The sequence below is a fragment of the Aquitalea sp. USM4 genome (genome assembly GCF_004328945.1).
In the GTDB taxonomy this organism is placed as follows: domain Bacteria; phylum Pseudomonadota; class Gammaproteobacteria; order Burkholderiales; family Chromobacteriaceae; genus Aquitalea; species Aquitalea pelogenes.
Window position 1 is genome coordinate 1,997,959 of sequence record NZ_CP029539.1, and the last position, 13,387, is coordinate 2,011,345.

The following is a 13,387-nucleotide window of genomic DNA, read 5'->3' on the forward strand; positions in this document are numbered from 1 at the left end:
AAAAAACCGGCCATCAAGGCCGGTTTTGCTTTGTGCTGCATGACTCAGGCTTTTTTACGGTGCAGGTCGGGTAGCAAGACGGTGATGATGCCCAGCAGCGGCAGGTAGGCGCACAGCTGGTACACGGTTTCGATGCCGTAGTGGTCGGCCACCTTGCCCAGTACAGCAGCGCCAATGCCGCCAATACCGAAGGCAAAGCCGAAGAACAGCCCGGACACCATGCCCACCTTGCCCGGCACCAGCTCCTGCGCATACACCAGGATGGCGGAGAAGGCCGAGGCCAGGATGAAGCCGATGATGAAGGACAGCACGCTGGTCCAGAACAGGTCCACATGCGGCAGCGCCAGGGTAAACGGTGCCACACCCAGAATCGAGAACCAGATCACCCGCTTGCGGCCAATGGCATCGCCAATCGGCCCGCCCAGCACAGTACCGGCAGCCACGGCAAACAGGAAGATGAACAGATGCAGCTGTGCTGCCTGCACGCCCAGCCCGAAATGCTGCATCAGGTAGAAGGTGAAGTAGCTGGTGATGCTGGTGAGATAGAAATACTTGGAGAACACCAACAGCACCAGCACACCCAGCGTAAACGCCGTGCGCTGCGGTGACAGCCCGGTGGCCACGATGGCCTTGTGTGCCTTGGCGGTGCGTTGCTGGTGGGCATACCAGTTACCAATGCGCCACAGCACCAGCATGCCAAGGAGAGCCGCCAGCGAAAACCACGCCAGGCTGGGCTGACCATAGGGAAACACCACCAGCGCGGCCAGCAAGGGGCCGGTGGCGGTGCCGGCATTGCCGCCCACCTGAAACAGCGATTGCGCCAGGCCGTGGCGACCACCGGATGCCATGCGCGCCACGCGCGAGGATTCCGGATGGAAAATGGACGAGCCGGTGCCTACCAGCGCGGCGGCCATCAGCAACACCGGATAGCTGGATGCCACCGACAGTAGCAACAGGCCGCACAGGGTGGAACCCATGCCGAAAACCAGCGAATAAGGCAGTGGCCGCTTGTCGGTGTAGATGCCGACCAATGGTTGCAGTAGTGAGGCGGTGCACTGGTAAACCAGCGTCATCAGGCCGATCTGGGCAAAGCTCAGATGAAAGCCGCCCTTCAGTACCGGGTAGATGGCCAGAATCAGCGACTGCAACATGTCGTTGAGGAAATGGGTAAAACTGATGGCACCCAAAACCCGGAAGCGGGTGTCCTGCGGCGGTGCCATGCTCTGGCTGGCGCTTGTCATGATGATGTCGTCTTGTGGTGGTGGGTTCATCATGCTATCAAGGGCTATCCCTGCCCGTCTTGCGCATTCGGGGCAATCATCTGCGAGAAAATGACAGTCATGAATGATTATCAACATCTGCACCAGTACGACACCGGTATCGCCCCGGTGGTGGCCAAGGCGCGTGATTACCCGGCGGGTGAAGACACGCCGCGCCATGCCCACCCCACGGCACAACTCTTGTATGCGGTGGAAGGCGTGATGGTGGTGAGTACGGCGCTGGGGCAGTGGATCGTGCCGCCTACCCGTGGCATCTGGCTGCCAATCGACACCTGGCACCAGGTGCGGATGATCAGCGCAGTGCGCATGCGCACGGTGTATGTGCGCAAGGATAGTCTGGAAGGCTTGCCGCAGGAGTGCCGGGTGCTGGCCATCTCACCCTTGCTGCGCGAGCTGATTCTGGCGGCGATGAGCATTGCCGTGCCGTACCCGCCGGATTCACGCGATGAGCGGCTGATGAAGCTGCTGCTGGATGAAATCCGCAGCCTGCCCACGCTGGCTTTGTCCCTGCCTCGGCCGCAAAGCCCGGCCTTGCAAGGTTTGTGTGATGTATTGCTGGCCGAGCCGGCGGATGCCCGTTCGGTGGAGGAGTGGGCCACACAGCTGGCGATGGACCCGCGCACCTTGCAGCGGCGCTTCAGCCGGGAAACCGGCTTGTCACTGGGGCAGTGGCGGCGGCAGGCACGGCTGATTGCCGCGCTGGAAAAGCTGGCCTGCGGGGCCAGTGTGCTGGAAGTGGCACTGGATCTGGGTTATGCCAGCCCCAGTGCCTTTGCCACCATGTTCAAGCGCGAGTTGGGGGTGTCACCCAGCAGCTTCTATGCGCCGCTGCCGGATGATGATTACTCGGTGACAGGCGGCTAGGGCAGGGCGCGGCGCAGCGCGTCCAGCTGGGTGAGGCTTTCGTCCAGAATCAGCAATTGCAGCATCTGTTCGGCCAGCGCTTCCTTGCCACCCCGGTAGGCCTGGGCAAAGGCGTCCACGGCGGTGGCGTCCAGCAAGTTGTCGGTCTGGCGGCTCAGCCGGCTGCCAAGGCCGGCAAAACGCTCGGCCAGACTGGTTTTCAGCCAGCCGGAAAGCGGCGGGTTGAAGCCGCGTTTCTTGCGCTGGAAGAAGTCAGCGGGCAGGGCCGGGTGCATGGCACGGCGGAAAATCAGCTTGGCCGGCTGGGTGTAGCGCTCTGCATCAGGCGTCGCCAGCAGATGCTGGTACAAGCCGTGGTCCAGCAGCGGGGCGCGGCCTTCCAGCCCGTGCGCCATGGTGCACAGGTCCGACTTTTGCAGGATGTAGTCGGGCAGGTAATTGGCAAAGTCGATGGCCAGCAGGCTTTGCAGGCCGGGGACGGCATCACTGGCTTCCGGGCCGATGTCGTCCGGTGCGCGCCAGTAGCTGAGTTGTTGCAGCTCACGTCCGCCTTGCAGGTAGCGGCGCTGGCCCGGTGTCATGCCGGAAAAACGCAGCGAATAGGCCTCCGTCCAGCTCATCGCCAGCTCGGTACCCAGCTTGCCCTGTTTGCCGTCCAGTGAAGGACGGATGCCCAGCGGCAGTTGCAGGTGACGACGCCAGCGGGTGCGCAGATGCTTGTTCATGCGTTTGTAGCCGGCAAGCAGCTCGTCGCCGCCGTCGCCCACCAGCACGACTTTCACGTGCTTGCTGACTTCCCGTGCCAGATACCAGGTCGGGAAGCTGGACGGGTCGGCAAAGGGCTGGTCCAGATCAGCCACAATGCGCGAGAAATCCGCCGCCAGGTTTTCCGGCATGTCGATGCGGATATTGCTCAGCCCCATGCGCTGGGCGGAGTCTGCCGCGTCGATTGATTCGTCCAGCGTGCTGCCGGGAAAGGCCGCGGTAAAGGTGGAAAACTGCTGATAGCCCTGGGTGGACAGTCGGCTGGCAATCAGGGTGGAGTCAATGCCGCCGGACAGCAGCACGCCCAGCGGGCGGTCGGCCACGGTACGCATGGCTACGGCATGGTCCAGCTCCGGCAGCCAGTCGCCAGCCGTGGCTTGCGGTTGCCAGTAACGGCGTTTCTTCAATTGACGACTGGCAAGGTCGAACTCCAGGCAATAGCCGTTTTCCAGCCGCTGGATGTTTTCGAATACGGTGGCCGGTGCCGGGATGTAACGGTGCGCCAGATAGGCGTCGATGGCGGCTGGGCTGAACTGGCGGGCAGGCAGGGGCAGGAAGGGCAGCACCGAGCGCACCAGCGAGCCGAACGCCAGATTGCCATCCAGCAGCGCATACAGCAGCGGTTTTTCGCCCATGCGGTCGCGTGCCAGATGCACCTTGCCCTGGCGCAGGTCGAGAATGGCAAAGGCAAACATGCCGCGCAGGCGCGTCAGCAAGCCGTCAATGCCCCAGGCTTCGTAGGCCCGCAGAATGAATTCGGTATCGGAATGGGTGCGGAACACTACGCCAGCCTGTTCCAGCTCGCGTTTGCCGTCTTCCCAGTCGTACACCTCGCCGTTGTAGCAGATCCACAGCTGGCCATCGTCGTTGCGCATCGGCTGGTCGGCCTCGGGGCGCGGGTCGATGATGGACAGCCGCGCATGCAGCAAGGCGTTGTGGATGGCATCATCCGCCGCGACCTGGCCTTGCTGGTCCAGTCGCAACTGATGGGCAGCATCCGGGCCGCGGCGGGCCAGCTCCAGCAGCATGGCATCGGCGGTGGCCGCTGCCACCGGTTGTCGGGAGAAGAAACCTGCGATTCCGCACATAGTAAAGATGATCCTGATCCTGACCGCGGCACCGGGCTGGCGGTCAGTCGTCGCAAAAATGGAAAACCGGCTAGTTGCGCCGTGTTCAGCGCACCGCCGGTATCAAGCAGACAGCCTGCTGTCTGGCCTGTGGTTTACTGCTGCGTGTTATGCAAACGCAGCGCAGCCTCGGCCAGGCGTTTGCCTTGGGCCAGCGCCAGCTTGCGTTCGTCTTCGGACAGCGTCCGGTCGTTCTTGACCCCCGCCACATGGCTGACACCATAAGGGGTACCGCCGGTCTGGGTGGCTGCCAGCGCTGCTTCGGCATAGGGCAGGCCGACAATCAGCATGCCGTGGTGCAAGAGCGGCAGCATCATGCTCAGCAAGGTGGATTCCTGCCCGCCGTGCATGGACGAGGAGCTGGTAAACACGCAACCGGGCTTGCCGGCCAGCGCGCCCGCCAGCCATTCGCCACTGGTGCTGTCGATAAAGTACTTCATGGCCGCCGCCATATTGCCAAAGCGGGTGGGGCTGCCCAGCGCCAAGCCTATGCATTCGGCCAGATCGCTTTTTTCCACATAGGGTGCGCCCTGTGCCGGAATGGCCGGTTCACTGGCTTCGCACACGGTGGATACCTTGGGCACGGTACGCAGCCGTGCCTGGCAGCCGGGCACACTTTCGATGCCACGGGCAATCAGTCGGGCCAGTTCGGCAGTGGCACCATGCTGGCTGTAATAGAGAACAAGAATGTCTTGCACGGCAATGTCCAGTGATATGTCATCGTCAAAAGATGACCTCGATAACTGGCTGCATGATACCAGCTTCCAATCGTTAATTTGTATGAAGAAGGTGTGTGTAACATTACACCCTCAATCAGTGCGCCTGCATGGCCCTGGCCTTGGGCAGGGCCTGTCTTGTGGCTGTCACTTGCCAGCGGCGAAAGGCTGCATTACCTTGCCGCAGATGAAACTGCCGCATAAATACGCTACTCAGGCAGGCTTTGTCGGTTTTCTGGTCAGACGCATGGGCAGCCATCGTGTGATGCAGGTGGCTGGCAGCCTGACTTTCACCACACTGCTGGCGCTGGTGCCGCTGTTCACCATTGCGCTGACGGTGATATCCGCTTTCCCGGTGTTTTCCGATTACAGCACGCGTTTCAAGGTGATGCTGCTGTCCACCCTGGTGCCGGAATTCGCCGGCAAGGTGATATCCGTCTACATGCGCCAGTTTGCCGATAATGCGGAAAAACTGACCGCAGCCGGCATCGTGATGCTGGGTGTGACGGCCTTGATGCTGATGTCCACCATCGAGCGCACCTTCAATGCCATCTGGAGCGTGCGCCGTGGCCGCCCCTGGCTGCAGCAGAGCATGGTGTACTGGACGGTGCTGACGCTAGGCCCGCTGGTGCTGGGGGGCGGCCTGTTGTCCTGGCGCTGGCTGCTCAAGTTCACCCGCTTTGAAAAGACCATGCCGCTGTTGGCCAGTACGGTCGAGGCGGGCGGCACCATTTTGCTGACCGGCATTGTCTTGTCGCTGCTGTACCGCATTGTGCCCAACCGCTTTGTCCCGATCCGTCATGCCGTGCTGGGCGCGATGATTACCGCGGTGTTGCTGGAACTGACCAAGCTGCTGTTTGGCTACTACATCGGGCAGGTCGCCAATTACCAGCTGGTGTATGGCGCTTTTGCCAGCATTCCGATTTTCCTGCTGTGGGTGTACTGCTTGTGGATGGTGGTGCTGGCCGGTGCGGTATTCACCGCCTCCCTGTCTTACTGGGAGGGTGGGGCCTGGCGGCGCCGCTTTGAACCGCGCCGCCGTTTTCTGGATGCGGTGGAAGTATTGCTGATGCTGGATGCGGCCCAGGTGCAAGGCCGCAGCCTGACGCCGGTTCAGCTGCGCGAGCAGGTGAAGATCGGTTATGACGAACTGGGACTGGTGCTGGACAAGCTGGCACAGCATGGTTACGTGCAGAAAGGCCAGCGTGATGGCTGGGTGCTGATGCGCAAACTGGCCAGCGTGCACTTGTCCGACCTGTTCCAGCTGTTTGTCTACCGGGCCGACCTGGCCAATGACGATGATGTCGGCCAGGGCATTGAAGCCTTGCTGGGCAGTGTCACCGAACGGCTTCAGACCGTGACGCTGGAGGATTTTGCCCGCCGGCTGGGGCGGAAGTAGTCGGTATTCTGGTAGAAGGCCGGGTTTTCATTGTCCGGCCACCAGCCCGGTATGCCCAGCAGGGGCAGCGGCCACAGCTGGCGCGGGCTGGTCAGCCAGTTGTCATCGGCCAGCAGCGCAGCCAGCCTGGCATCCAGCCAGGCCCGTTGCGTGTGTTCATCCAGCTGGAAAAATCCGGTGTCGACATCCAGCAGCAAGGCTTTGCCGCACCAGCCGATATGCGGCTGCAAGCCTACTTCGAAAATGGCGTGTCCCAGCGTATGCACGCTGATGTGCCGTCCCCAGGCAGCACGCTCATCGACAAACAGCGTGTGCCACTGCATGTCATCCAGCGCCTGGCCCAGTTCCGGACGGGCACAGGCCACGATCACCCCGCATTCATCCAGCAAGGTGGCGGCATCACGCTGTGGCCCGCGTTTGACCTCGCCACGGCTGATGGCGCGCACATGGCGCGCGTTCAGTGCCTCCTTGCTGCGCGGCCATGCCAGCCAGGCCAGCGCATTGAACCAGTCATGCCAATTGTGGCTGCGGGTGGGCACCTCGCCGGTGCTGCCGATGTGCATTTCATAGTAGGCGTCTGCTTGCAAGTCACAGCAAAAACGCAGCTGAGCGGGGAGCTGGCAGCGCAGGCGGGCCTGTTGCAGCAGTTGGTCGTAGTCCTGTTGATCCGGCCAGTCCACCAGCGGCAGCAGGGTGGCAAAATCGGCAACCGGCTGGTACAGCGGGTGGCTGAGGTAGTGCTTGCTCCAGTCTTTCACGGCAGCGGCCATCGCGGGAAAACGCGTATTCTAGAGCCACAGTCGCCGGCTGGGATAGCCGCCTTGGCTGCTGCTGTCCCTCACCCCACCTTGAGCGCCAGGTCATGGCATACCCGGTTGCGTCCCTCGTGCTTGGCCTGGTACAGCAGTTTGTCCGCCCGTTTGAGCAAGTCGTCCACATGCAAGTCGGTTTCGCGCAATAGCGTCATGCCCAGGCTGACGGTGTAACGGATGTCCTGGCCATTGACCGTCACCTGGCTGTCGCTGACGGCCTGCCGCAGGCGTTCGGCCGCGGCCAGTGCCGCGCTGCTGTCGGTGTTGGGCAGGATGGCGGCAAACTCTTCACCTCCCAGCCGGCCGGTCAGGTCACTGGTGCGCAACACTTCGCGGCACAGGCGGGCAAAGTGGGTGATTACTTCATCCCCGGCGGCATGACCGTACTGGTCGTTGATGTTCTTGAAATGGTCCAGATCCATCATCAGCACCGCCATCGGCGTCTGGTAGCGCTGGCAGCGCTTGAGCTCGCGCCCGGCTTGTTGCAGGAAGTGGCGACGGTTATCCAGGTGGGTCAGTTCATCAATGGTGGCCAGCTGCACCAGCTTCTGTTCATGCAGGTCGCTTTGCAGGGCAATGGCGGTGATATGCGAGCTGCGGTACACCAGACGCATTTCCTCCGGGGTTGGCGTGCGTGGCTCGCTGTAATAAATGGCAAAAGTGCCCAGCAGCTCGCGCTGGCTGCTAAACAGCGGTGTGGACCAGCATGCACGCAGCTCGAAGCGGCGCGTCAGTTCCAGATAGGGCTGCCACAAGGGGCTGCTTTCCATATCCTCGACAATGATGGTGCGCTTCCAGTAGGCGGCGGTGCCGCAGGAGCCGACCTCCGGGCCGATGGCGATGCCCTCTATCCGGGAGGTGTAGCCCGCAGGCAGTCTGGGGCCGGATGCCACATGCAGGTGCTGGCCGTCTTCGGTCAGCAGCATCACCGAACAGCGTCCTCCCGCCAGCTGGGTCTCAATCATGGTGCAGATCTGCGCCAGCGTGTCTTCCAGCGGCTGATTGGAGGCAATCATCTCCATCACGGCGTTTTCTTCACTGAGCAGGCGCTGGGCCAGTCGACTGTCGGTGACTTCCCGGTCCACTGACAGGATGCTGGTGAGCTTGCCCTGGCTGTCGAATTCGGGAAACAGCCGGGTTTCGAAGATATGACGCCGGTTGAGCAGCAGCAATTCCATCTCGAAACAGCGTGGCTGCCCGGTGTCGATCAGCGTCTGGCATTCACTTTCAAACTGCTGGACGATATCGGCGGGCCAGCCTTTTTCCGCCACGGTCTTGCCGATGTGTTCATCGCGGATCAGCGGCGAATAACGGCTGACACTGCGGTTGATGAACTGGCAGCGCAGCGACAGATCGTAACGGGCAATGATGTCGCTGGAATTCTCCACCAGCGTGCGGAATTCCTGCTCCCGCCGGCGGATGGCCGCCTCGGCCAGTTTGCGCGGGGTGATCACCTGGCTGAGGGCCAGCACGCGATGCGTATCGTCCGCACAGTCCTTGCCCTGCAGGATTTGCTCCAGCCATTCCCAGTGCTGTTTTTCGTGGCGGATACGGTATTCCAGCTCCTGACTGGTCTGCCCGCTGTGGGCGATGGCTTGCAGGGCGTTTTCCAGCAGCGCTCTGTCATCCGGGTGCACGCGCTCCAGCCAGTCGCCCAGATCCAGCTGCATGTCGCTGGCGGGCAGGCCCAGCAGGGTGGACAAGGCTGCGGGTGAGCCTTGTACCAGGTTCTTGTCGAGGTCGAATTCGCACAGGCCGATGCGTGCCCCTTGCATGGCGGTCAGCATGGCCTGGGCTTGCGGTACGGCCAGCACCGCCTCGTCAAGCGCATGCAGCTGGATGATGCGCCAGCGTGCGGGCAGGAACTCCGCCGGCAGCACCAGTTGCTGAATGCCCAGCCGGGTATGGCCGCAGCGCTCATCGGTCCACACCAGGGGCTGGGCGCTAGCCAGCAAGGCAGTCTGTTGCTGCAAGCGTGCGTAAAGTGTTTCGGGCAAGCGCTGGTCGGGGCCGATGTCCAGCCACTTGGCACAGGCCTCACCAGCAGCCTGTACCCGGCCCTGTTCGTCCAGAATCAGCATGGCCTCGCCGGAATGCTGCACATTGAAACGCAGGGAATCCTCCTGCAGCTGGCGCAGGCGCCAGCGTTGCCAGAAACTGCCCAGCCATGCGGCCAACGCCAAACCCACGATGCATAGCAACGGCCATTCCCATGGGGTTTTGATGGCAGGTGCCGCCCATGCCGAACTACTGAACAGCAGCAGGGCGCTGCCAGACCGGATGACATGGCTACCGGTATTTGCGCTCAATTTATCCAAATGCCTACCCGCCGCTTTCTGATGCCGCCCCTGTTAACGTTTGTGCGGGGCTTTACTTCATCATGGCACCTGATTCGGAAATTGTGATGATGAAAATCAGACTGCATATGCCGTGGTCGTCGTTTTTGTGCAACAAATAAAGTATGCTGTGCCGATTGTTGCGGAGTGTTGCATGGATTATTTCCCGATTTTTCTCAAGCTGCAGGACGCCGCCTGCCTGGTGGTGGGCGGGGGCGATGTCGCCCTGCGCAAGGTGCGTCTGCTCAAGGCTGCCGGTGCACGCCTGACCGTACTTGCGCCGGAAGTGACGGCGGAACTGGCCCGGATGATTGAGCAAGGCGAGCTGGAGTGGCTGCCGGAGCGGTTTGAGGCATCCCGCGTTGCCGGCATGCGGCTGGTGGTTGCGGCCACCAATTTGCGGGAGGTCAACCAGCAAGTATCGGCCGCAGCGCAAGCACAGAATATTCCGGTCAACGTGGTGGATGATCCGGAACTCTCCACCTACATCACCCCTGCCATCATCGACCGCTCGCCGCTGGTGATTGCCGTGTCATCCGGCGGTGCCGTTCCGGTGCTGGCCCGTCTGGTACGGGCACGGCTGGAAAGTATCATTCCGGCCGGTTTCGGCCTGCTGGCGGCATTTTCGGCACGCTTTCGCGACCGGGTAAAGGCCCGCTTTGCCGACGTGGAGTCACGCCGCATTTTCTGGGAAAACGTACTGGAAGGGCCGATTGCCGAAGCGGTGATGAATGGCCGCGAGGCGGTGGCCAGCGCCGAAATGGAACAGCGCCTGGCCAGCGCGGAAGACCGTCCCAGTGGTGCCGTGTATCTGGTAGGTGCCGGACCGGGCAATCCCGACCTGCTTACCTTCCGTGCCCTGCGCCTGATGCAGCAGGCCGATGTGGTGCTGCATGACAACCTGGTTGCGCCGGAATTGCTGGAGCTGGTGCGGCGCGATGCCGAGCGCATTTACGTGGGCAAGGCTCGTGCCAATCACACCTTGCCGCAGGAAGACATCAATCAGCTGATGGTGCGTCTGGCCAGCGAAGGCCGCCGCGTATTGCGCTTGAAAGGCGGCGATCCGTTTACTTTTGGCCGTGGTGGTGAGGAAATCGAAACCCTGGCCGCCCACGGCATTCCGTTTGAAGTAGTGCCGGGCATTACCTCGGCAAATGGCGCAGCCAGCTATGCCGGTATACCCTTGACCCATCGTGATCATGCCCAGTCGGTGACTTTTGTCACCGGCCACAAGAAAGACGGCAGCATCGATCTGGACTGGCCAGCCCTTACCCGGCCGGACCAGACGGTGGTGGTGTACATGGGGCTGACCATGGCGGCTGATTTGTGTGCGGCCTTCATCGCCCACGGCAAACCGGCCGATACCCCGGCGGCGGTCATCGAATGGGCCACCACCACGCGTCAGCGCACGCTGACCGGAACGCTTCAGAGCCTGCCGGCACTGATTTCTTCCTATGGTGTTGCGTCGCCAGCGCTTATCATTGTGGGCAGCGTTGTCACGCTGGCAGATAAACTGGCCTGGTTCCGCCGTGTGGAAAACGGGCCTGCTACAATGGCGGATTCGCAGCAGAAATGAGCGCAGCCTGCCCCCGGGGCAGCTGTGTGCCGATCATCGTTACGGACAAGAAGACGCGGGCATGGTAGGTGTATTGGTCATATCGCATGGCAATCTGGGCGCTTGTCTACTGGACTGCGCCCGGCATGTATTAGGACGGGACCCGGACAATATCGCCACGCTGGCGGTAGAAAAAACCGAGGATCCGGATCAGAAACTGGTCGAGGCTTCTGCGCTGGTGGCACGCCTGGAACAAGGCGATGGCGTAGTGGTACTGACTGATATGTATGGTGGCACACCATCCAATATTGCCAGCCGGCTGATCGACCCGGGCAAGGTGGAAGCCGTTGCCGGGGTCAGTCTGCCCATGCTGGTACGTGCGCTCAGTTATAGCAGCCAGCCGCTGGAAATCGTGGTCAGCAAGGCCATTACCGGTGGGTTGGAGGGCGTGCTTTATATTCTTCCAGGGGACGGTAATGCTGCGCGTTGAAATACAAATTATCAATAAACTTGGCCTGCATGCGCGGGCTTCGAGTAAATTCACCCAGCTGGCCAGCCGCTTCAAGAGCGATGTGGGCATTGCCCGCAACGGCAGGCGTGTCAACGGCAAGAGCATCATGGGCGTGATGATGCTGGCCGCGGCCAAGGGGGCTACCGTGGTGCTGGACGTGGATGGTCCGGACGAGCAGGAAGCGCTGGATGCGCTGGTGGCACTGATCAACAATCGTTTTGACGAGGCTGAATGAATCAGCCCGCTTGAGGAGGGGATGGGACGATGAATATCACCCTGCACGGTGTAGCCATTGGTGGCGGCATCGCCATTGGCCGGGCCCATCTCATCTCGCGCAGCATGGACGATGTGGCGCATTACGGCCTGGAAGAGAAGGACATTCCGGCCGAAATGGCGCGCTTCGACGAAGCCGTCCGCGCCACGCGCAAGGAACTGGAGATGCTGTGGGGCAGCATCCCGGAAAATGCCCCGGCCGAGCTGGGTGCCTTCCTGTCCTTGCACATCATGTTGCTGGGTGATGTCACCATTTCGCGCGAACCACGCGAAATCATCGAAAAGCAGCACTGCAATGCCGAATGGGCGCTGAAACTGCAATGCGACCTGCTGGTGGAGCAGTTTGACGCCATCGAGGAAGACTACCTGCGCGAACGCAAGAACGACGTGCTGCAGGTGGTGGAACGCATTTTCAAGAATCTGGACGGCCACACGCCGCAACTGCCGGCACCGGGCGACCTGCTGGACGACACCATCCTGGTGGCCCACGACCTGTCACCTGCCGACATGGTGTATTTCAAGGATTCCAGCTTTGCCGCCTTTGTCACCGATGTGGGCGGCGCGACTTCACACACCGCCATTCTGGGGCGCAGCCTCGACCTGCCTTCCGTCATCGCCCTGCATCACGCGCGTGAGCTGATCCGCGAGGAAGAACAGATCATCGTCGATGGTCAGCAAGGCGTGCTGATCATCAACCCGGACGAACTGGTGCTGAGCGAGTACCGCCGGCGTCAGCGTGCCTGGCGCGACGCCAAGCGCAAGCTGTCCTCCATCCGCAAATCCGATGCCAAAACCAAAGATGGCACGGTGATCGAACTGCTGGCCAATATCGAGCTGCCGCAGGATGTGGACGTGGTGAAAGGCTCCGGCGCAGCCGGGGTGGGGCTGTTCCGCAGCGAGTTCCTGTTTCTGGGGCGCGACACCCTGCCAACCGAGGACGAACAGTTCGAGGCCTACCGCAAGGTGGCTGAAGACATGAAAGGCCTGCCGGTCACCATCCGCACCATGGACCTGGGAGCCGACAAGAACCCCAAGTGGCTGAACCATGATGTGGCGGACAACCCGGCGCTGGGCCTCACCGGCATTCGCCTGTGCCTGGCCGAGCCATTGATGTTCCGTGCCCAGCTGCGTGCGCTGTTGCGCGCCTCGCACTATGGCAAGGTGAAGATCCTGTTCCCCATGCTCAATTCACTGGGCGAACTCAAGCAGTCCATTGCCCAGCTGGATTACGCCAAGCAGGAATTGCACGAAGAAGGCCTGCCATTCGATGAAAAGGTGGAAGTCGGCGCGATGATTGAAATTCCGTCCGCCGCACTGGTGGTGGGGAGTTTCATCAAGTACGTCGATTTCCTGTCCATCGGCACCAACGACCTGATCCAGTACACCCTGGCCATCGACCGTAACGATGATTCGGTCAGCCACCTGTACGACCCGGTGCATCCGGCGGTGCTCAAGCTCATCCTGCATACCATCCGCACCGGCATCAAGGGTGGGGTACCGGTATCGGTGTGCGGCGAGATGGCGGGCGACCCGCGCCTGACCCGCCTGCTGCTGGGCATGGGCTTGCGCAAGTTCTCCATGCATCCGGCCAGCCTGCTGTCGGTCAAGCGCATGGTGCTCAACACCCATCTGGACGATATCGCACCCATTGCAGGGCGCATGCTTCGATCCGAAGACCCTGATAAAATCGCCGATCTTTTGCAACTGCTGAATGCCGAGCCGGATGCCTGATCCGGCTTTTTTCACCCT

Annotated in this window: 11 protein-coding genes; 6 read left to right on the forward strand and 5 right to left on the reverse strand. The window is 61.6% G+C overall.

Annotated features, from left to right (window positions below):
- Nucleotides 1-44 precede the first annotated feature (44 nt).
- Entirely contained in the window at nt 45-1,274 is a 1,230-nt protein-coding gene (locus tag DKK66_RS09445) for an MFS transporter (RefSeq protein WP_305015694.1), read from the reverse strand.
- A 66-nt stretch (nt 1,275-1,340) separates the two neighbouring features.
- Between DKK66_RS09445 and DKK66_RS09450 the strand changes: the two genes are divergently transcribed.
- Nucleotides 1,341-2,144, forward strand: coding sequence for a helix-turn-helix domain-containing protein (locus DKK66_RS09450; protein ID WP_052694180.1), 804 nt, complete (start codon nt 1,341-1,343; stop codon nt 2,142-2,144).
- Here DKK66_RS09450 and asnB read toward each other — a convergent pair.
- Complete coding sequence (asnB, locus tag DKK66_RS09455) at nt 2,141-3,997, reverse strand: asparagine synthase (glutamine-hydrolyzing) (RefSeq protein ID WP_131357435.1); 1,857 nt, start codon at nt 3,995-3,997, stop codon at nt 2,141-2,143. The genes DKK66_RS09450 and asnB overlap by 4 nt on opposite strands.
- Before the next feature lie 134 nt (nt 3,998-4,131).
- Nucleotides 4,132-4,734, reverse strand: a complete 603-nt coding sequence (gene wrbA, locus DKK66_RS09460) for an NAD(P)H:quinone oxidoreductase (RefSeq protein ID WP_131357438.1) — start codon at nt 4,732-4,734, stop codon at nt 4,132-4,134.
- 205 nt (nt 4,735-4,939) lie between these two features.
- On the opposite strand from wrbA, the gene DKK66_RS09465 reads away from it, so the two are divergent.
- A complete protein-coding gene (locus tag DKK66_RS09465) occupies nt 4,940-6,151 on the forward strand; it encodes a YihY family inner membrane protein (RefSeq protein WP_131357441.1) in 1,212 nt (403 codons plus the stop codon).
- On the opposite strand, the gene DKK66_RS09470 is transcribed toward DKK66_RS09465, so the two are convergent.
- Nucleotides 6,103-6,909: a DUF3025 domain-containing protein gene (locus DKK66_RS09470; protein ID WP_242673600.1), complete on the reverse strand. Its 807-nt coding sequence runs from the start codon at nt 6,907-6,909 to the stop codon at nt 6,103-6,105. The genes DKK66_RS09465 and DKK66_RS09470 overlap by 49 nt on opposite strands.
- 80 nt (nt 6,910-6,989) lie before the next feature.
- Nucleotides 6,990-9,272, reverse strand: coding sequence for a diguanylate cyclase (locus DKK66_RS09475; RefSeq protein WP_131357447.1), 2,283 nt, complete (start codon nt 9,270-9,272; stop codon nt 6,990-6,992).
- A gap of 181 nt (nt 9,273-9,453) precedes the next feature.
- On the opposite strand from DKK66_RS09475, the gene cysG reads away from it, so the two are divergent.
- The 4 genes from cysG (at nt 9,454) to ptsP (ending at nt 13,369) form a co-directional block, all read left to right on the forward strand.
- On the forward strand, nt 9,454-10,875 hold the full coding sequence (gene cysG / locus DKK66_RS09480) for a siroheme synthase CysG (protein ID WP_062787277.1): 1,422 nt from the start codon (nt 9,454-9,456) through the stop codon (nt 10,873-10,875).
- Between the two features lie 61 nt (nt 10,876-10,936).
- Nucleotides 10,937-11,344, forward strand: a complete 408-nt coding sequence (locus DKK66_RS09485) for a PTS sugar transporter subunit IIA (RefSeq protein WP_045847764.1) — start codon at nt 10,937-10,939, stop codon at nt 11,342-11,344.
- Nucleotides 11,331-11,600 carry an HPr family phosphocarrier protein gene (locus DKK66_RS09490; RefSeq protein WP_131357450.1) on the forward strand — a complete coding sequence of 90 codons (270 nt, stop codon included), beginning with the start codon at nt 11,331-11,333 and terminating at the stop codon, nt 11,598-11,600. Before DKK66_RS09485 ends, DKK66_RS09490 begins: the two co-directional genes overlap by 14 nt.
- Before the next feature lie 29 nt (nt 11,601-11,629).
- Complete coding sequence (gene ptsP / locus DKK66_RS09495) at nt 11,630-13,369, forward strand: phosphoenolpyruvate--protein phosphotransferase (RefSeq protein ID WP_045847766.1); 1,740 nt, start codon at nt 11,630-11,632, stop codon at nt 13,367-13,369.
- Nucleotides 13,370-13,387 lie beyond the last annotated feature (18 nt).